At 60.6% G+C, this 20539-nt stretch carries 16 protein-coding genes; 10 read left to right on the top strand and 6 right to left on the bottom strand.

The genetic code is table 11. The annotated features are described in order from the left end of the window. The first annotated feature begins 222 nt into the window (after positions 1-222). The 6 genes from V8324_RS13955 to V8324_RS13930 all read left to right on the top strand — a co-directional run bounded on the left by V8324_RS13955 (position 223) and on the right by V8324_RS13930 (position 9595). Positions 223-1953 (top strand): type I secretion system permease/ATPase, encoded by a 1731-nt coding sequence (locus V8324_RS13955; protein ID WP_336420541.1) that lies wholly within the window; start codon positions 223-225, stop codon positions 1951-1953. Between the two features lie 11 nt (positions 1954-1964). After that, positions 1965-3278: an HlyD family type I secretion periplasmic adaptor subunit gene (locus V8324_RS13950; RefSeq protein WP_336420540.1), complete on the top strand. Its 1314-nt coding sequence runs from the start codon at positions 1965-1967 to the stop codon at positions 3276-3278. 409 nt (positions 3279-3687) lie between these two features. After that, positions 3688-6111 carry a PKD domain-containing protein gene (locus V8324_RS13945; protein WP_336420539.1) on the top strand — a complete coding sequence of 808 codons (2424 nt, stop codon included), beginning with the start codon at positions 3688-3690 and terminating at the stop codon, positions 6109-6111. A gap of 134 nt (positions 6112-6245) precedes the next feature. Then, entirely contained in the window at positions 6246-7427 is a 1182-nt protein-coding gene (locus V8324_RS13940) for a sulfotransferase family protein (protein ID WP_336420538.1), read from the top strand. Then, positions 7420-8796, top strand: a complete 1377-nt coding sequence (locus V8324_RS13935; protein WP_336420537.1) for an O-antigen ligase family protein — start codon at positions 7420-7422, stop codon at positions 8794-8796. The genes V8324_RS13940 and V8324_RS13935 overlap by 8 nt, the downstream gene beginning before the upstream one ends. Before the next feature lie 58 nt (positions 8797-8854). Beyond that, entirely contained in the window at positions 8855-9595 is a 741-nt protein-coding gene (locus V8324_RS13930; protein ID WP_336420536.1) for a hypothetical protein, read from the top strand. Between the two features lie 19 nt (positions 9596-9614). On the opposite strand, the gene V8324_RS13925 is transcribed toward V8324_RS13930, so the two are convergent. From V8324_RS13925 to V8324_RS13915, 3 genes are all read right to left on the bottom strand, one after another. After that, positions 9615-10616: a glycosyltransferase family 2 protein gene (locus V8324_RS13925; RefSeq protein WP_336420535.1), complete on the bottom strand. Its 1002-nt coding sequence runs from the start codon at positions 10614-10616 to the stop codon at positions 9615-9617. Between the two features lie 4 nt (positions 10617-10620). Then, complete coding sequence (locus V8324_RS13920; RefSeq protein WP_336420534.1) at positions 10621-11661, bottom strand: glycosyltransferase; 1041 nt, start codon at positions 11659-11661, stop codon at positions 10621-10623. Between the two features lie 199 nt (positions 11662-11860). After that, a complete protein-coding gene (locus tag V8324_RS13915) occupies positions 11861-12841 on the bottom strand; it encodes a glycosyltransferase family 2 protein (protein ID WP_336420533.1) in 981 nt (326 codons plus the stop codon). Positions 12842-13238: 397 nt separating this feature from the next. On the opposite strand from V8324_RS13915, the gene V8324_RS13910 reads away from it, so the two are divergent. The 3 genes from V8324_RS13910 (at position 13239) to V8324_RS13900 (ending at position 15315) form a co-directional block, all read left to right on the top strand. Then, on the top strand, positions 13239-14192 hold the full coding sequence (locus V8324_RS13910) for a glycosyltransferase family 2 protein (RefSeq protein ID WP_336420532.1): 954 nt from the start codon (positions 13239-13241) through the stop codon (positions 14190-14192). 125 nt (positions 14193-14317) lie between these two features. Further along, complete coding sequence (locus V8324_RS13905) at positions 14318-14800, top strand: UDP-N-acetylglucosamine--LPS N-acetylglucosamine transferase (protein WP_336420531.1); 483 nt, start codon at positions 14318-14320, stop codon at positions 14798-14800. Beyond that, complete coding sequence (locus tag V8324_RS13900) at positions 14797-15315, top strand: glycosyltransferase (protein WP_336420530.1); 519 nt, start codon at positions 14797-14799, stop codon at positions 15313-15315. Before V8324_RS13905 ends, V8324_RS13900 begins: the two co-directional genes overlap by 4 nt. A gap of 7 nt (positions 15316-15322) precedes the next feature. Here the strand turns inward: V8324_RS13900 and V8324_RS13895 are convergent, their stop codons facing one another. Next, entirely contained in the window at positions 15323-15994 is a 672-nt protein-coding gene (locus V8324_RS13895; protein WP_336420529.1) for a rhomboid family intramembrane serine protease, read from the bottom strand. 284 nt (positions 15995-16278) lie between these two features. Here V8324_RS13895 and V8324_RS13890 point away from each other — a divergent pair, with 284 nt between their 5' ends. After that, a complete protein-coding gene (locus tag V8324_RS13890; RefSeq protein WP_336420528.1) occupies positions 16279-17163 on the top strand; it encodes a hypothetical protein in 885 nt (294 codons plus the stop codon). 139 nt (positions 17164-17302) lie between these two features. Here V8324_RS13890 and xrtD read toward each other — a convergent pair whose 3' ends face one another. Both xrtD and V8324_RS13880 read right to left on the bottom strand, forming a co-directional pair. Then, complete coding sequence (gene xrtD / locus V8324_RS13885; protein WP_336420527.1) at positions 17303-18892, bottom strand: VPLPA-CTERM-specific exosortase XrtD; 1590 nt, start codon at positions 18890-18892, stop codon at positions 17303-17305. A 186-nt stretch (positions 18893-19078) separates the two neighbouring features. After that, positions 19079-20539: a hypothetical protein gene (locus V8324_RS13880; protein ID WP_336420526.1), complete on the bottom strand. Its 1461-nt coding sequence runs from the start codon at positions 20537-20539 to the stop codon at positions 19079-19081.

The following is a 20539-nucleotide window of genomic DNA, read 5'->3' as shown; positions in this document are numbered from 1 at the left end:
CCCGGGGCAGGGCCGGGTATCGCGGTTCCGCATCCGGTATAGTGCTTGAAATTTGCGCAAAATCCCGCTCAAAAGCCCGCATTGCGACACATGTTTGCCATTCGGCCATGGCAATCCCACGTCATATCCCCTTGGAAGCGGCATGATATGGGGCGCCGGGTCATGCCCGGCCCGCATGACGGATCATGACGCACCGATCATGACACAGCATGGCGGGGCAGGATGACAACCGGCGCGACATCGGAGAATGCCTATATCAGGGCCTTGCGGGGATTGCGGGGCACCCTGGTGCTGGTGGGAGTGTTCAGCGCGTTCATCAACCTGCTGATGCTGACCGGCCCGGTCTATATGCTGCAGATCTACGACCGGGTGCTGTCATCGGGATCGGTCGCCACGCTTCTGGGGCTGTTCGCCATCGTCGTGGTGCTTTACGCGTTTCTCGGCCTCTACGAATTCCTGCGCAAGCGGCTTTTGTCGCGCGCGGCGCTGCGGCTCGATGCGCGGGTGGGCGAGGCGGCGTTCCGCCTCGCGCTGTACTCCGCCGGCCCCGAGGCGCGCCGCAGCGCCGCGCCCGGGGGCCAGCCGGTGCGCGATCTCGAGATGATCCGCGGCTTCATGAGCGGCGGGGCGATCACCGGGCTTTTCGACCTGCCCTGGACGCCGCTTTTCCTGGGGCTGATCTTCCTGATCCATCCCTGGCTGGGCGCGCTGACACTGGTCGGGGCCGGGGTGGTGGCGCTGGCGGCGCTGCTCAATCAATGGCTGACCAGGGGGTCGATCCGGCAGGCGATGACGCTCGACGGGGTCGAGCGCGGCTTCGTCGAGCAGGCGCGCGGCGATGTCGAGACGCTGCACGCGCTCGGCATGCGCGAGCGGCTGGTCGCGCGCTGGCGCGGGCTGCACGATGCGGCGCTGGCCGCCGGCCAGGTCGGCAGCGACCGCTCCGAGGGGTTCGGCGCGTTCTCGAAATCCTTCCGGCTGCTGCTGCAATCGGCGATCCTGACCATGGGCGCCTTCCTGGCGCTGCGTCAGGAGATCTCGCCGGGCATGATCATCGCCGCCTCGATCATCGCCGGCCGGGCACTGGCCCCGGTCGACCAGGTGATCGGCCAGTGGCGCGCCATCGGCCGCGCCCGCGAGGCGCATCGGCACCTGCGCGAGGCCTTCGACCGGCTGCCCGCCGAGAAGCCGCGCATCGATCTGCCCGCGCCGGGGGGCGATCTGCAGGTCTCCGCGCTGACCAAGCTGGCCCCGGCCGGCGAGGTGCCCGGGGCCGAGCAGCCGCGTATCCTCGACCGGGTCGGCTTCGCGCTCGAGGCCGGGGACGGGCTGGGCGTGGTGGGCAACAGCGCGGCGGGCAAATCGACGCTGGCGCGGCTGCTCGTCGGGGCTTGGTTACCGGATGCGGGGCAGATCCGGCTCGACGGGGCGACGCTCGATCAATGGAGCCCCGAGGCCCTGGGCCGGCATGTCGGGTACCTGCCGCAATCGCTGCAGATGCTGCCCGGCAGCGTGGCCGAGAACATCGCGCGTTTCGACCCAGAGGCGCAGGATGCCGACATCATCGCCGCGGCTCGCATCGCCGGGGTGCACGAGATGATCCTCGCGCTGCCCGATGGCTACGCCACCCACATGGACCGGATGACCCGGCCGCTGTCTGGCGGCCAGATCCAGCGGCTGGGGCTGGCGCGGGCGGTGTTCGGCGCGCCGCGCCTCATCGTGCTGGACGAGCCCAATTCCAATCTCGACGCCGATGGCGACGATGCCCTCGCGCAGGCCATCCGCACCATGCGCGCGCAGGGCAGTGTCGTCGTGGTCATGGCGCACCGGCCGAGCGCCATCACCGCGGTCAACAAGATCCTGCTGCTGCACCAGGGCCGGGTGGCGAAATTCGGCGACAAGGACGAGGTGCTGCAAAGCACCCCCCGTCCGGTCTCGGTCGTGGCACGGTGAAGGGCGCGCAGATGTCCGCAGACGCCTTCTCGGCCCCGCGCCTCAAGACCGACCTGTCGGGGTCGGGCCGCGGCGGCATGCTCGCCGGGCTCGTGCTGCTGGTCGTGATCGCCGCCTGGGCGGCGCTGACCCCGATCAGCGGGGCGGTCGTCGCGTCCGGGTCGGCGGTCGTGCGCGGCCAGCCCAAGATGGTCCAGACCCTCGATGGCGGCATCGTCGCCGAGATCCGCGTCGCCAATGGCGACCTGGTGCGCGCCGGCGATGTGCTGTTGCGGCTCGACCCCACGCTGCTGCGCATCAATCTCGACATGTACCGCCACCGGCTGGCCGAGACCCGCGCCGAGATCGCCCGCCTGCAGGCCGAACAGGCCGGCGCCGCGCAGCCGCGTTTCGACTACGACACCATGTATCTCGACGGGCTCGATCTCGGGCGGATCAACCAGGGCCAGGCGGATATCTTCGCGGCCCGCCACGAGGTGATGGCGGGGCGCGAGACCCAGCTGCGCGAGAAGATCGCGCAGTTTCATAACCAGATTTCCGGCGTCGAGGGGGTGACCGGGGCCAAGCGCGACCAACTGGAGCTGATCGAACAGGAACTGGCCGATATCCGCGGCCTGCACGCCGAGGGGCTGGCCCGCAAGAGCCAGATGCTCGAATTGCAGCGCCGGCGCGCGCGGCTTCTGGGCGAGATCGCCGAGCACCGCTCGGAACGGGCCCGCATCCGCAACTCGATCCGCGACACCGAGCTCGAGATCCTGCAATCGGACCGGCAGTTCCGCGAACAGGTGGTCACCGATCTGCGCGCCGCGGCGCGCGCCGCCGAGGAGATGGTCCTGCAGATCGTCACCGCCGGCAAGCAGCTCGAACGGATCGAGATCTTGTCACCGGTGGATGGCATCGTGCACGAGATCCAGGTCTTCAACGCCGGCGGCGTCGTGCCGCCCGGGGAGACGATGCTGCAGGTCATCCCGATCTCCGACGGGGTCGATTTCGAGATCCGGGTCCCGCCCGACGCGATCGACCAGGTGGCGCGGGGACAGCGCGCCAAGCTGGTCTTCTCGGCCTTCAACACCCGGACCACGCCCGAGATCTTCGGCACCGTGTCCGATATCTCGCCCGACACGGTCACCGATCCGGCGACAAGGCAAAGCTTCTACCGGGTGACCCTGGTCGTGCCGCCCGAGGAACTGGCCCGCCTCGAGGGCCAGGAGGTGCTGCCCGGCATGCCGATCGAGGCCTTCCTGCAGACCGGCGCGCGCACCGTGCTGAGCTATCTTGTCCGCCCGCTGACCGATCACCTGCGCCGCGCCTTCCGCGACGGCTGAGAGGCCGGTCACACATCAAAAAGCGTCAGCCGGGCGCGGGCAGGGGGCGTCGACAGCAGGCCGCATCGAAATCGCCTCGACTTCATTTCGGGCAGGGTGGTATGCACCGTGTGTGTCGAAACGAAGGACGGGATAGCGGCATGAAGCGAGGCAGGCCCTTTTACAAGCGCGAACGGTAAGCTAATCTTTGCCCTCTGGACAAGCTCGAGCGTAGGTCAAGCTATTCTCTGCTCCTGCTGATCGGGTTGGTTTTCGATCTTGCTTCGTGAACAGACCACAGTGGCGATCTGTCCAAAATTCCCCTTCGGGAAGCCATTCTTGAACCACACAGCGACCTCGGAGTGGACACAGTTTTTCTGTAGCTCAGACGCAGACACAACCTCGAAATGAATTGCGGGAGATTTCGGACATGGGCGATATAGTTTCAGTATCGAATGCGCAAGAACTCAGGAAAGCACTGGTCGACGCCAGAGGCGGAGAGACGATCAAGCTGGCGGGCGGAAATTATGGCCAGCTTGATCTCAAGACGGCCAATACGTTCGGAGTACAGGCAATCTACGACGCCCCAGTCACGATCACCTCGGTTGATCCGGACGACCGTGCCTCATTTTCCGGAATAGACCTGAGAGGGGTGAAGAACCTGACATTCGACAATGTGATTTTCGAGTCGAATTACACGGGATCAGCGACTTGGGTTTCGCCTTTCAGTGTGGGTTACAACAGCTCCGACATAACATTTCGCAACTCTCTTTTCGAAGGCAAACCGGCATCGAGCAGCGATCCGACGGCGGATGGGTTCGCGACAGGCAAGGGCCTGGCCGTGCGCGGAGGAAGTTCCAATATTCTAGTTGAGAACAACGAGTTCAGCACATGGGAAACCGCCATTCAGTTTGGCGGAGTTCAGAATGTTCAAATCGTTGGTAATGAAGTACATTCGAGTCGAAAAGACGCGATGCAATTTTCAAACGTACAAGACATTGTGATCGCAGACAATTACATGCACTCCACCAACAGGTCAAAGGCCTCCGGCGATCACGCCGACATGATCCAGTTCTTCAATCTCGGGGGGCGCTCGACGGATATCACCATTCGTGGCAATACGATCGATGTCGGGGACGGGGATGGAACGCAAAGCATTTTCATGCGCAATGAGGTGGTGGATCGTGGCCAAGCCGGTGAGGAATCATATTACAAGAATATCCTCATCGAGGAAAATGTGATCCTCAATAACCATCTGCATGGTATCACGGTTGGACAAACGGACGGACTGGTTATTCGCAAGAATTCCGTTCTTGATGCTGACGCAACAATTTCTGCCGGCGTCGCGACACCAAGGATAAACGTGAAATCGGACTCGACCAATGTCTTGATCGAACAGAATGCAACCGCGGAGATCGATGGCCACAGGGGGCAGTCGGACTGGACTGTTTCCGATAATGCACTGGTCCAGAACACGGATCTCAACGCACCGGGCTATTACGAAACCGAATTTTTCACGTCAACCATGAGCGGCGCGGCCAATGGGTACATCGCCGATCCGAACGGCACGATCGCGCAGCTCGGGGCCGGCGCAAGCCGCCTGCAACTCGACACGCCTCCCGAAGGTCTCAGAGCGGCTTTCGACGTGGCGAATGATACCGATGCGGATGGTGCAACCGCGCTCGTTTTCGACGCGGGCCACACATATGGGGCGACGGGTAAAGTCGCCGCTTCCGATGCCCAGTTCATCTGGGATTTCGGGGATGGGACGGGGGCGACCGGGCAGGTGGTGCGTCACACCTATGCCGAGGCCGGACGCTTCGAGGCGACGCTGACGGTCGTGACACCGGACGGGGCCGCGGCGACGGCGGAAAGCGAGATCGCGATCATGGGGGAGGACGTGCTCTCCTTCGATCCGCAGACCGGATTTTTCCAGGCCGAGGGATATGGCGACGCAACGGAGATAGACAACAGCGACAGGGCGTCGGTCGCGACCGATGGCGGTTATGGCATCGACCTCGGCGGCGGGGGTGTTGCGGTCGGTGTGAGCAAATCCCAGTTCGCACGATTTTTCGGGGCTGAAAGCTTCGACATGTCGATGACATTGCGCGCCGATACGCTTGGCAGCACCGGCGAAGTGGCGCGGGTTCATGCCAATTTTGATCTTTCGGTTGTCAGTCGGGGCGAGGTGGCTGTGAGGTTGGAAACCGATTCCGGCGCTATCAAGCTGACCACGACGAGGGTCACGGTAAATGACGGAAACGATCACGATATCCGAGTTTCCCTGGACAGCGCATCAAGTCGTCTCGAGATCCATGTCGATGGCGCGCTTGCGGCCACAACGGATGTAGAAGGTGCAGTACGCGCGGACTTTCCGCGCAACCTTCACTTCGGCAACGCATGGGGCAAGCAGAATTTCGACGGCACATTGACCGCCTTTGATCTGTCCGTCGGCAATCGGGATTATCCCGATTACACCGGCGACCCGGCGGCGATTCCAAACGAGGCAGTACCGATCGACGACCTGCAGCGCAGCGAGCCGGCTGCGACCGATCCTACCCAGAATGACGGGCCGCAGACCATAGCGCCGGATGAAAACGATGCGCCGGATGACAGCGAGGAGGCACAAGCCCCCCACGTTATCATCGACGCCGAGGCGGACCGCATCGAGGTGGTGCTCGATGACGCTGACGCGGCCAATGCCGATCCGGTTCCGGTCGTCACCAGCCCCGTCGGGTATGAACAGCGCGGGGCGATCAGCACCGCCTGGACCCGCCATTATAACAGCGAAGACATCGGCACCTCGGAGGATTCAGAGGAATTCGTGGACTATGCGCAGGACTTTGCCGTCTGAGCGTCATCCACGTTGCGCATCATGCTGGCTATGATGTCAAGATGGCTGGCACGGTGACGGAGCTTCAAGATCTGGCTGAGCAAAAGACCAAGATATATGCAGTAAAAAAGCCACGAGATGATACTTAGGATCAGATGAAAGACGTTTATCTTGATGAGCATCTGCTATACAACCTGCCTGTCGATGAGATGGAGCGGAGCTTGTCCATGAAAGTTCGTGAATCTTCGAACGCGGCTGTTTCAGTGGTCGAACCCAATCACTGGAGAGCGCCGTTGTTCATTGTGGGCGCCTCTCGATCCGGAACCGCAATGTTGCGGTCGATATTGATGCAAAACAAAATCGTAAGTCTGACGGGTGAGACGCATTATTTTGACGACTTGCGCCCGCGATTCATCGGAAAGAATCTGGACGAAATCGAAGAAGGTGATCTCGAGGTTTGCTGTGATTATTTCCGGGCCCAGACGGACAGGCCTTATGGCAAGAGTGGTAACCCCGAAAATAGTTGGTTGAGCCGTAAAGAACTGCTCGCTACAGCGAAGAAGCTCGGAACAGATGTCGACAGCCTCTTCGAGGCTTATTGCAAACTGAGTGCGAGCAGATCCGGAGCAGAAATCTGGGGCGAAAAAACACCACGACATATTTTCAGAATAAATGATATCGTACAGAGGTTTCCCGAAGCCCGCTTTATTTGTATGATACGGGATCCGCGCGCTGTCGTGGCTTCATACAGGGACTGGAAATTTCAAGGAAATGGCTCATCCATAGAGCAAGATGAAGATTACAAGAAAGTGGTTTCGAAAGAGGCGGACAGAACTCGTCAGTCCTATCATATCATTATTGCATCCATGATGTGGCGCGCTGCTGCAAATGCCGCGCTGCAGGCGCAAAAAACCCTTACACCAAGAAAAGTGAAGATCATTAAATACGAAGATGTGATTGCCTATCCGGAACGGGTAATCTCTGATCTTTGCTCTTGGTTGGACATCGAATACCAACTGGAAATGCTGCAAGTCCCACTTCACAACAGTTCGGCATTCGCCTTCCAGTCCTCGGCTGGTGTAAGTCAGGCCCCGCAAAACAGATGGCGCGAAGTCCTTGCCCGAAATGAAATAGCAATGATTCAAAGTCTTGTACATGGCCCAATGAAAAAGTTAAATTATGAGCAGGAACCATGTAGAAAGACACTATTTTACACAGCAAAAACTTATTTAACTCTACCGATCTCGGTCTGGAGGGCTGCAAAAGTCAATCGCTCGCGGTACAGCTCTCTTGCAACTTATTTTGGAAAGCGGATACGAGCAGCCTTGCATGGTTAATACGATGGTCAGCAGGGAATTCAATACTGCAAGGGAATTGAAACATATCTCGACCGACTCGGCGAATTTGAGCCTCGTTGTTGTTTTTTATCTTATTTCAATTGTAATACCTGTTTCTTTCAATATTGGTGGTCTCAATATAACACCGGTCAGATTGTACCTAATGCCTGTAATTGTCTACCTCGTATGGGGGCTGCTGACAGGCAAATATGGAAAATTTTTGCCAGTCGATGTTCTTTTCTTCTGTCATTTTTTCTGGATCATCGTAGCTCTGGGAGTAAACAATCCAAGCAAGGCCATCTCTCAATTTGGGTCTGTTGGAGTGGAGTTTTTAGGTGCCTACCTAATAGGTCGGATTCTTGTTCAGAATGCTGAGACATTTGCCAAGTTGTCCCGTTTGATCGTTCTTCTGATCCTTTTCACGGTGCCGTTCGCGATGATTGAAGCCTTTACCGGTCGTTCTTTGTTGATCGATTTGTTCAAAACGGTGCCTGGAGTTAACGCAGTATCTTATGCTGTAAGCGAGGCGCGCTTCGGTCTGAACCGTGCACAAGTTCTGTTCGATCATCCAATACATTACGGCCTTTTTTGTTCGATAGCCATGTCCTTGGCTTTCGTTGCGCTCAAGGATCATACGTCACCAACTAAGAGGTATGTTTCATCTTCAGTTGTCATGATTGGCGGATTTTTCTCACTTTCTAGTGGGGCGCTGCTGGCCATCGTGCTGCAACTGTTTCTGGTCGTTTGGGCAACTCTATTCGACAAGATTCGTTGGCGCTGGTGGCTTCTCTTCGGCCTCATGTGTTTCGCATATATTCTAGTAGATATCCTTTCAAATAGATCGCCGGTTTTAGCAGTTTTAAGTCGCCTGGCCTTCTCGGAACACAATCTTTATATCAGGACATTTATTTTTGATTATGGAATGGACAATGTTTTAGGTAATCCGATCTTCGGAATAGGCTTGAACGACTGGGCGCGTCCACATTGGCTGCCACCAAGCATCGATAATTTCTGGTTGGTCATGGCAGTGCGTTACGGCATCACCGGGTTCCTGTTCTTGGCCGCAGGTTATATTTATGGCCTTGTCAAAATAATGGCTCGTGACTTTGATGCTGATCGCTCTCTTTTCAATTTTCGTCGTGCCTGGGTTTTTACGTTTATCGGACTTTCCTTTACCTTGGCCACTGTGCATGTTTGGACAAGTATTTATTCTTTCGTGTTCTTCATGTTCGGTGCCGGGATGTGGCTTATCACCGCGGCGCCTGAGAGAGACAAAACAGCGCAAGCGAGTGACAGGATCGGAAGTGAGCGAAAGTCGTTGCCCTATACCAGGTTCCCTGTAACTCGAGATAACCGTATAACGTCCTGATGAGGGTGGGTGCAGAGTAATGGAGTGGTGTTGTATTGCGGCGGTGAATGATAGCTCTGTGCTCGCGCAAAATCTTGGCGCATCACCGATCTTTTCGTCAGATCCGACGCGCTTGTCCATCATCCGGAATCAGCCATCGTCGTCGCTTGCTTACAACGAGGGTCTCGATCAGACACAGGCACGGATCTGCGTTTTCGCGCATCAGGACGTCTACCTGCCACTCGGATGGGAAGAGGTGCTGTCCGAGCGGATTGAAGAACTTGATCGTTTCGATCCGAATTGGGCGGTCGCCGGTCTTTACGGTATTGATCGCGACGGTGCCCATGTCGGTCGGGTCTGGGATGGCAGTCTTGGCAGGGAGCTTGGCGGTTCATTCGAACAGCCGATCGGCGTCCAATCCCTTGATGAGCTGTTGATCATACTGGACAGGGACAAGGCACTACGCTTTGATACCAGCCTGCCAAGCTTCCATCTTTATGGGGCCGACGTGGTGCAGACCGCACGCTCAAGGGGGCATGGCGCATTCGTCATACACGCTCCTGTCGTACATAACAGCCTTCCGGTCGCGGGGCTGCATGGCGGCTTCATGTATGCGTATGATTACATGCGTCGAAAGTGGCGACACAGCCTCCCCATTATCACACCCGTTACACGTGTCACCCGATCCGGGCTCGCAGCAAGATGGAAGGATTTCCGCAGATATCAGGTCAATTTTCCAAACAGGAAAAAGATCCATGCGGCGCGCGGATCTGACCGGGCCAATCCGCAAGCGATCGCCCGGACGCTGGGATATGAATGATTTCAGTCAAAGTGGTAATTCAATTTGAGTGCGACGCTTCGCCCGTGGTTTCCGGATCCCTGGTGAAGTTTGTTTTGTTTTGCGGTATCACAGAAAATCCAATCCGACCAAGAAGCAGCGGGGGAAGCGCCTTGAGCCAGCCGATGATTGGATTGGGGTGGTTGAGGGCCATGCGCAGCAAGTGTCGACGGGGGGTGCCCTTGCCCGCCTCGAATTCGGCATGAGCGAGCTTGAAGAGGTGTCCGCTGGCGTGCCGGCGCACGAATTTCTTCCGCTCGGGTGACATCGACAGATCGGCCACCATGTCAAGACGAAGTTGTGTGATCTGTCGTGCCTTCAGCGGATCCTTCTGATGCAGGTGAAGGTTTGCGACCTTTTCCCCGGGAAGCCGTCTGACTTCTGCAACGATTGTCCTTGAAAAAAGCGCCGGCCCGAGCAGTGCCACAGAGCACACAAAATATACATCCTGTTCTATCGTGAGCTCGCTTGGAAATCCTTTCGTCGTCTTGGCCACGTCCGCACGCACAGCCATGGAGTTCAGGTGCAGCCCGGCCAGTGCGTGGCGCAAGGCGTCGTTCACCCTCATCGTGCCGCCTTCCGGTATCTGGATGTTGCGCAGTTCGAAAAGATCTTCCTCGTAGCCCGCGCCTGTCATCTGGTGATCCGCGAAATGCATCACGATGTCGTCGTTGTCCTCGTTTGCGAGGTCGTGGTGCAGCAAAGCTAGGCGGCCCGGGTACCAAAGATCGTCGGAATCGAGGAACGTGATCCAGTCGCACTGCGCATGTCGCAGGCCGGCCGTTCGGGCCGCTCCTGATCCCGCGTTCTTCTGGCGGATCACGGTGATCCGGTCGCCATAGCCGGCCAGCACATCGGGGGTGGAATCGGTAGAGCCGTCATCGATCACGATCACCTCGTCGGCGGGCGGATCCTGCGCCAGAACGCTGTCGATCGCCTCGCCCACGCAATGCGCGCGGTTATAGGTGGGGATGATGACGGAAACGGTGGATGGAGATGTCATAGGATCATGCCTTTGTGTCTGGCGCATGGCTCTGGAGCTTGTCGCGCCTCGACATGCGCCAATTTGCATAGGGAAGGTAGATCACTTCAAAGGTATACCTGGCCCAGTCCTTTAGCGGACGGACATTTCTGTAACGCAGCGCCAAGCGCACTGCGCGCGGTACCATCAACCATCTAACCCCTTTTGAGCTTTCCACCAGATCGACGGAAAATCGCATGATTTCCCCACGCTCTCGGCAAATGGCCTCGGCCTCTTTTTTCCTAGGATAATCGACGTCATTAAAGCGTTCAACAATGTATATATCCGCTTGGCTATGCCACTTTCGTAGCGTGTGCCTGCTCCCATAGAGATAATTATACAAATGCTCGCCGCGATATTGCCCAAGGCTCATGCCACCGGTACGGTACTTAATCAAAGGTTTGTCTATATATTCAATTCGACCCAGAAGAGCAGCCCGAAACGGGATCACGTGATCTTCCGCATCAAGACCCGCCCCCAAAGGACCGAACTTATCGAAGACGCGTCTGTCCCAGCCTACTGTCGCACCGAGAACGTAATGACATCCTGCCGCGAGGGTATAAGCTGAAGGCGAGTCCAGAACCGGTTGCGGAGAAATTCTGAGTCCGAGTGAACGGCCATTTTCATCGATCTTCTCTGCAGGCGAGTGGACCATAGACACTTCACCTTTAGCCGGTTTCCAGACCGCGACCATGGCAGAGGTCCGCTCTGGCAAGGAAACATCATCGCCCGCACTCACGACGATGAACTCGCCGCGCACCAGCTCCATCACCCGGTCGATATGCGGCACCAGCCCCAGGTTTGGTTCGTTGCGGTGGAGTCGCACCCGGTGCGGGCCGTCATAGGCGGCGACCATCTCCTGCATGATCTGATAGGTGCGGTCGGAGGATCCGTCGTCCGACAGGACGATCTCCAGAGGCTGGTAGGTCTGGGCGAAGGCCCCCTCGATCGCCTCGCGGATGAAGCTTTCCTGATTGTAGGCGATGACCGCAAAAGTCACCAGCGGGCGCTCTGTCATCTCGGTCATATGAGACCCCTTATCGGTCAAAGTACGATCTCATTGATCTGTTCTACCTTTGCGACGAGCCGGCCATCCGTCCCCGTCCTCGTGAATATGTGCTTGCTTGCAGTCGCATATGCGATGTCACGCCAAGCGGTCGAAGCGACACCATGCCTCCTACGAGCACCTGAGGGCATGCCGGAGCGGTCCTAATTGCTCCCATCATTTAGTGACCTTTCCAAAGCCGGATTTTCCACTCCAGCCCCAGGACCGACGTTGCCAGTCGATGCGCCAAGGTACCGGGGTGATCACGATAGCCTTCGTTGCGCGCGAACGCGAGGGCTTCGCGTCCCAGTGCCGTTTCACCAGTGCGGAAGGCAGCCCGCGCAACATAATAGATCTCTCGGCACAAAAGAGGAATGCTTGGAGCAAAAGATGTGCCACGGGCGCGCTCTACCATTGACCGGGTCGTGCGATAACGGCTCTCGAGGGCGGGAAAGGACTGGTTCATGGTGATCGAGTTTGGGTTTACTCGCGTATAGATCCCTGCTCCACTTTCATTCTTCCAGATCAGCGGACGGCTGAACATCGCTCTGAGAGAGATTTCACGATCTTGGGCGCGGGCAAGACTTTCGTCCCAGGCACCGATGCCACGGACAAAGTCGGTGCGCCATAGGATACCGGCAGGATTCACGACATCGCCACGCGTCCAGCCGTCGAAAAAGGTTTCAGGCTCTACCTGCCCCGAATAACGGTATCGTTTCTTACGTGTCCCATCCTTATATTCCATATGCATGTTTGATAAAATCATGTCGGCCTTACGCTCGGTAGCAAGGCGTCGGGCAGAGATCAGCGGATCGCCTTCGTAATAATCATCGGCGTCGAGAAAAACGATGTAGTCGATACCTTCTTGTTCTGCTGCTGCAAGGCCCGCGTTCCGGGCATGGCAGGCGCCTCGATTCGGACCTGTCAGGATCTGCACCCGCTCGCCGAAACCGCTGGCCACCGCGACGGAGTCATCGGTCGAGCCGTCATCTGCCAAGATGATCAAAATGTCCACGTCCGAGGTGTCCGGGCGGATCTGCGCGAGAACCGAATTGATCGTTCGCTCCAGCCAAGGCGCCGCGTTGTAGCAGGGAATGACGACCGCAAGTCGGGCCGGGGTGGCAGGCGTCAATTCTTTCGAGTTTGACCGTTCAAGCGACATTGCTGATGCTCCCACATGCTGTCTTGGCCCAAGCGGCCATTCCGGAGACGGCCAGACATGGCCGGCGGCGACCACGCTGACCGATCCTTCTTCCTTCGAATCGGCGGCTTATACAAACTGCAATTTTCAGTCTGTCGATCTTCGACAGCAAGGAGCGCCGGGATGTCGAGGCACAAGCGCGTGCCTCTCCGGTGTATGGTTTTCCGGAAGGCCGATTTGGACGAAAGCGGCTCCCGGAAGGCGAAGCCATGACGGACGAACGGAGCGCCAGAGGACCCGGCGGATCGCGCCCCCTTGCATCATGGCGGGCATTGGGGAATGAACAGGCCCGGGGGCCGGGGCATCGTGATGCGGCAGGGCCCGAAACAGGATGGCCCCGCTGGTCCCAGGATGCGCAATGTCGGATGAACCACCGCCCGCCCCGGAATTCTCTGTCATTGTCGTCAGTTACAACACCCGCGACATGACCCTGGCGTGCCTTGCATCGGTCTATGCGCAGACGACCGGCGCGTTCGAGGTGGTGGTGGTGGACAACGCCTCGATCGACGGATCGGCCGAGGCGATCGCGGCGCAGTTTCCGCAGGCGCGGCTGATCGCCGAGAGCGTCAATCACGGCTTCGCCGCCGCGCATCACGTCGCCGTCCCGCAGTGCCGCGCGCCGTGGCTGGTGCTGCTGAACCCCGATACCGAGGTTCTCGATGGCGCGCTCGACAAATTGATGGCGTTTCGCCGGCGACGCCCCGAGGCGGGCATCTGGGGCGGGCGCACGGTCTTTGCGGACGGGCGGCTCAACCCGGCCTCGTGCTGGCGGCGCCAGACGCCGTGGTCGCTGTTCTGCCGCGCCGCCGGGCTGGCCGTGATCTTTCCGCGATCGGAATTCTTCAATTCCGAGACCTATGGCGGCTGGCCGCGCGACAGCGTGCGCGAGGTGGATATCGTGACCGGGTGCCTTTTCCTGATCTCGCGCGAGAGCTGGGACCGGCTGGGCGGCTTCGACCCGGTCTTCGTGATGTATGGCGAAGAGGCCGATCTGTGCCTGCGCGCGCGACGGATCGGCCTGCGCCCCGCGATCACCCCCGAGGCGACGATCGTCCACCATGGCGGCGCCTCGGAGACGGTGCGCGCCGACAAGCTGGTGCGGCTGTTGCGGGCCAAGGCCGAGCTTGTGAAGCGGCATTTCGCGCCCGGCACGCGGGCCCTGGGGCTAATGCTGCTCGCGGCCTGGCCCGCCTCGCGCCTGCTGGCGCTGTCGGTGCTGGCGCGGGTGCCCGGCACGGCCCGGTTTCGCGACGCGGCCGCTCCATGGCGCACGGTCTGGCGGCGCCGGGGGGAATGGCGCCACGGGTTCTGATCCGGAGGGGGCAGGTCCCGCCCGCGACCCCCGGATGAGGCGCTTTCTGCATGGGCCGGGAATACGCCTTGCGCGGCGCGGGGGTCATCGGATAGCTGATCGGCGAGCTACGGGGAAAGGCGCGCATGTCCACATATCCCAAGCTGATGGTCGTGGCCTCGGCCGGCGGGCACTGGGTGCAGCTGATGCGCCTACGCCGGGCGTGGCGCGATCTGCCGGTCGTCTATGTCAGCACCGAGCCGGGGCTGGGCGATATCGTCCGCGCCATGGCCCGCGACGAGGGCAGCCCGGCGCCGGCGTTCCGCGCGGTCCCCGATGCCAACCTCACGCACAAGCTGAGTCTGCTGCGCCAATTCGTTCAGGTGCTGGGCCTGGTGCTGCGGCACCGGCCCGACGTGATCGTCACCACCGGGGCGGCGCCGGGCTATTTCGCGCTGCGCTTGGGCAAGCTTCTGGGCGCGCGCACGATCTGGATCGACAGCATGGCCAATGCCGAAGAGCTGTCGAGATCGGGCCAGGAGATCGGCCGCCACGCCGATCTGTGGCTGACGCAATGGGAACACCTTGCCCGCCCCGAGGGGCCGCATTTCATGGGGGCGGTGCTGTGATCTTCCTGACCACCGGCACGCAGCTTCCGTTCGACCGGCTGGTGCGGGCCGTCGATCAGTGGGTCGAGGCCACGACACCGTCCTGCGAGATCGTGGCCCAGGTCCTGTCACCGCCGCGGGATGCGTATGTGCCGCGCCATTTCGAGCCCGTGGCGCGGTTCTCGCCGGCCGAGTATGCCGCGGCCTTCGACCGCGCCGAGCTGATCGTTGCGCATGCCGGGATGGGCACCATCCTGACCGCGCTGACCCAGGGAAAGCGGATCTGCATCATGCCGCGCCAGATGCGCCATGGCGAACACCGCAACGATCACCAGCTTGCGACAGCGCAAAGACTGGGGCAAAGGCTGGCGACGCATCCCGGGCTGTTCACCGCCCGCGACGAGCAGGACTTGCCGGGATGCCTCGATGCGGCGCTGCGCGCGGGCGGCGCGGGGCAGGGGGGATGCGTCGATCCCTTCGCGGATCGCGGCTTTACCGACCGGCTGCGCCGCTTCATCTTGACCGGCGTGCGCTGAGGCGCCTCTACCCGGGTGCGGAGCGGTCGCGCAGTCCCCATCCCGCGGCCCAGCCGGCCAGGAACCCGCCCAGATGCGTCTCCCAGGCGAGGCGGCCGTCCATCGCCCAGTACATCACGAGATTGAGCGCGATCAGCAGCCCCACCACCTTCAGCACCGGCCCGATCCCCTCGCGCGCCAGCCGCCGGGCGGTGTATTCCCAGCCCGTCAGCACCCCGGCGAGGCCAAAGAGCGCGCCCGAGGCCCCGACCATCGGCTGCACTGCCGACGAAAGCACCGCAAAGCCCACGGCCCCGCCCAGAAGCGAGGCGGCGTAGAGTGCAGCGAAGCGCACTTGCCCGACCCGCTCGATCACCGGCTGCCCCAGCGAGACCAGCGTGATCATGTTGACCGCGAGGTGAAAGATCCCGCCATGCAGAAAGCCGTAAGTCGCGAACATCAGGGCGGGCTGACCGGCATAATTGGGCCGCCAGTTGTCCAGGAGCCCGCGCCAGAACCCGCCATTCTGATAGGCCAGCCCGCGCCAGCGCGACGATCCCCAGAGGCCGAAATCAGCCCCCTGCAGCACCGCCTCGACGAGGATGCAGACCAAGAGGATGCCAAGCAGCACGGCATGGCCGGCGGCCCATGCCAAGAAACGCGTGCGAAAGGGCGGCAGGGGTCGGGCTGTCATCCCCATGGGATGCGCCAGCGGGCTGGGAAACTCAAGCTGGGAAAACGGTGATCCGAGTACGGCCCATAATGCCTTCCCCGGATCGTCTCGTACGACGTTCATGTCTGTGTGATATCAATCGGTATGCGTACAAGAAGCGTGCTCGCGTGATTTCATTACTCGAAAATATCAACAGCCACACTGATCGCTTCAAGATGATTATTCACAGACACTGGTGCCCTTACGGAAAACTGCATATGCTCATAGCGATGGAAATCATCTGAGTTTGTATATTATGCTTCGGGGGTGACATGATGCATGACAAGGCAAACGATCATGAATCACGCCTCTCCGTTCGCACGACACTCGAGGATCATCCAGTTCACAATGTGCCACCCGTCGGAGATCCGTATATTTTTGGACGGTGGCACAAGCACCGAGTGAGTGCAAAAGGATATGTGAAGGAAGCCCTCGCCATGGCGAGGAGCCGCTTGGCAGATGACGCTCCGCCGGCCAAGCTGCTAGTTTTTGCGCGCCCCCGTTCAGGCACCACGCTTCTTGGTCAACTCATGGGTCAAGTGCCCGATATTCAAGATGATCGCGAGTGCCTGCACCATGCTGTTCTTGACCCCGTGAAATTTCTTCAAAACCGCGCGCGCTGTTGCAAAGCAAAAGGGTATGTCTGCAAGTTTTTGTCTTACCAGATGTTTGAAGTACAGCGGATCCAGGACCCTCTGGCATTTTTTGAAAATCTGCACGACGTCGATTTTCACCTGCTGCATCTGCGCCGACGCACATACGACCAAGCCCTCTCGCTGTCGACAGCACAGGTGACAAGTCAGTATTTTCTCAAGCCGGGCGAATCTCACGAAAAGAGGCGCAACATCCGTATCGAACCGGAGCGTTTCCTGGCGCAAGTCCTGTGGAACCTTGAAATGCTCTCATATGAAGACCAACTTTTATCGAATTTTCCACATCATGTGGTGCAATATGAACAAGACCTCCTGAACCCGGTCGCTCAGCAAAAGACGATCGATACGATCTGCGCCGATCTTGGCATCCTCTGCAGCACCGTGAAAGCCACTCTCGAGCGCACAGGCGGAACGAATGGAAAATTTCGCGTCATCAACGAGGATGAACTGAAGTTGACGCTTCGAAAAAACGATCTCGGTCATGTTCTCGAGGAAAGGATGTGATCCCGACTGGAGACATTACCGAAACGGATCCATCGATACGTACGACGGATCGAGTATGAGGGGCTAATGTCGCAGGTCGATCGCTCAACCTTTGTGACTGGACCGATGTTGCGTGACACCTTCAATCATGCAAGTGCGTTTACTCCGGCACGAACCTTGGCAGCCTCGGCAGGCTTTCGCGCATCAGGCGCTGGATGCGGGCGTCGGCGGCAGCCTCGGGTTCGGTCTCGCGGATCGGGGTGATGTAGCGCACCATGGCACCATCTGTGCGGTCGATCATCAGGCTGTCATAGACCACGCTGATCTTGGCCTTGAAATCGTTGGTGATGCGTTTGCCGCGCTGTTCGAACCAGTAATAGACCAGTTGCTGCGACAGGCCTTTCTGGATTACCGCGCGGTTCACGTCGAACGTGCCGTAGCCGGTGCCCTGCATGTCCACGGGCATGGTCTCGAAGCTGAAGATCTCCCAGCCGCCGGCGGGCAGGCAGACCTCGGGCGAATGGATGCCGCTGCCCTCGGTCTGCTTGTCGTAGAAGGCCATGAAAAGCTCGACCGGTTCCGCCGCGGACGGGCTGCTGAACGAGGCCGCGAGATAGTCGGTGGCGCCCAGGACCTGCTCGATCTGCGGGTCGAGCATCGAGAAATTGCCCGACCACTCGCCCAGTTGCCGCGGGTAGAGCGAGAACGGGTCGCGGTCGACGGCGGGCGCCTCGCTGCCCTGCTGCAGCGCCCAGGCCCCCGAGACCGCCAGTGTCAGCAGCGCGCCGGCCGCCAGTCCGCGCGAGGCGCGGATGCCGATGAGGCGCGCGGCGATGGCGCCGAAGCCGGTGGTGTCGAGGTCGATCGCCTCGGACAGCGGCTTGGGATCATGCGTCAGCCGTTGCAGCGCGACGGCCATCAGGAAGAGGATCGCGATGCAGGCGCCGAAGATCACCCAGCCCTCGAAATAGTGCAGGAATCCCTCAGCATGGCTGATCCCGTAGCTGTTGACCAGCACGCCGATGACGCCGATGCGGAAGGAATTCATCAGCACGGTCAGCGGCACGGCGGCCAGCAGAAGCACCGCCTTGTGCCACATCGGCCCGCGGTAGAGGATCGCGAAGAGATAGGAAAAGCTAAGGATCGGAAAGAGATAGCGCAGCCCCGAGCAGGCCTCGGCGACCTGCAGCTTGTAGACGCCGAGATCGATCACGTTGCCTTCGAGAAAGACCGGCACCCCCATCAGCGCCACGAACCAGACGCCGATTTCCGAGGAGATGGTCTGCAGCAGGATGGTCAGCTTGAGATAGATGAAATGCGGCAGGGGCAGCATGAAGATCAGGTGCACCACGCCGAGCTGGTGCTTCTTGCCGCGCTCCCAGCCGAAGATCGTCAGCACCGCGCCGCCCACCCAGATGATGAAGCCGTAGCTGACGATGTCGGGGATCCGCGTCAGGTTGCCCGCCAGCGCCACCAGCAGCCCGAGGACCAGCACCGCGAGCCCCGGCGCCCGGTCGTGCACCTCGCGCGAAGGCGGCGGCATGCGGCGCATCTCGCGTAGGAAAAGATAAAGCGAAATCAGCGGGATGAGCGGGCCGTGGCTGTATTCGGGGGTCGACCAGGCCTCGGCCAGGGACACGAATCCGATCCAGAAGATCGGGATCGACCCGGCCAGCAGCAGGGTGAACCACAACAGCCCCGCAGGGTTGACCGGACGCGCGAGGCTTTCCGGGCCGGACTGGTCAGTCATGAACATGCACTCTTGCCTCTCGTCGCACGGGTTGTCGCATTGGGCGTCACGACCGCCCCCGGATGGCCCGGGGTCTAGCAGCAAACACCCTGCGTGGCGATTGAAAAAGCGGGCGCCGCGCGGCGCGGAATGTGTCCATGATGTACGTCATGGACGCGGGGAGTGTACGCAAATCACGGGCGCCGATCACGGGCGCACCGCGATGCTCCGCTGCAGGGTCAGGAACACACGGTTGGAGGTCGCCTCGCCGATGCTCTCCTCGTCGCGGATGCGGTATTCGTAGCCCGTCGAGAGCCGCCAGTCGCGGGTCAGGTCGTAGCTGTAGGTGGCGCGCAGATCGGTGCGGGTGGTGTCGTTCAGATTCGGGCCGCCGGACTGGGCCAGTTCGGCGAAATTGGCCGAGACCCCAATGCGCGACAGCGAATTGAGCTGGTAGTTGTACCCGACCGAGGCGCGGGTGCTGCGCAACTCGTTCGAGCGGTCGCTGGTGCGGATATCCTGCGAGAGCGAAGCGTTGATGCTGCTGCGCGGCATCTGGTGGGTGAAGTTCAGGCTGCCCGACGGCACGATGTCGTTGGCCACGTTCCGGGTCGCCCCGACGCTGAGCGAGAGCGACCCGCGCGGCAGCGGCAGCGCGCGGTTGACCTGCCATGTCATGGTCTGGCCGTTCTCGCTTTGATTGACCTCGAATGTCGTGCCGATCGAGCCGAGCGTCAGCTCGCGCGTCAGCGCGAGGCGGCCCACCACCCCTTCCTCGGTGTCAGAGCTGCGGGTGCCGCCATTGGTTTCTTCGGTCTCGATCCGCCGAAACCCCAGCGAGACATCCAGCGTGTCGACCTGCGTCAGCGCCTGGTTCAGGCCGAGATTGACGCTGCTGGTCTGCCGATCGGTCCGCTGAACGTCGTCGGCGCTGTAATCGCGGTAATCGAGCACCACGCGCGCCCGGGTGACCGGGGTGAGGGTGACGCGGGTGGTCCCCGACAGGGTGAAGGTTTCGCTGTCGAAGAGATCCGGATCGGTGGTATCGGTGAAGCTGCGCTCGCGGTAGCGCCCGGTGAGCACGAAACCCAGCGGGTCGTTCAGCCCCGTCTCGACGCGGAACCGCGCGCCGATCTCCTCGCGGTCGCCGCGATCCTGGCTGAGATCGGTTTCGTCCAGCGGATCCTCCTCGAAGACCGGGTCCTCGTCCTCGGGCAGATCCTCGTCCAGAAGAAAGCGATTGCGGTCGAACGGGTCGCGCGCGTCCACCGACGAGAGGTTGTAATCGGCGCCGAAGCTGAGCGCGCTGTTCAGGCCCCGCCGCTGGTAGCCGAGCCGGGCGCTGCGGTCGTCGAAGATCTTGGCGCCGCGCGGCGGCTCGATCGCGCGCAGCACGCCCGACAGGTCGAAGCTGAGCGTGTCGATGGCGCGCCGGTTGCGGTAGCCCAGCGACAGCCGCGTGTCGAACAGCGTGGCGTCCTCGGCGTTGTCGGGGCTGAGGTTGTAGTTGTCGGTGGCGCTGAGCGTCGAGGAGATCCCGAAGGTCAGCACCGGGCCGCCGGCCTCGGGGCCCGCGTCCTGCTGGGCCAGCATGGGCACCGCCCCGAGGCCGAGCACCCCGAGGACCCCAAGGGTCCCGGTGCCGATCAGGGCATATGCGCGTTTCAC

This window comes from Roseovarius sp. D22-M7 (assembly GCF_037083785.1).
Classification (GTDB): Bacteria; Pseudomonadota; Alphaproteobacteria; order Rhodobacterales; family Rhodobacteraceae; genus Roseovarius.
The sequence above is the reverse complement of the archived record's forward strand: the minus strand, read 5'-3'. Positions and strand labels throughout refer to the sequence as shown.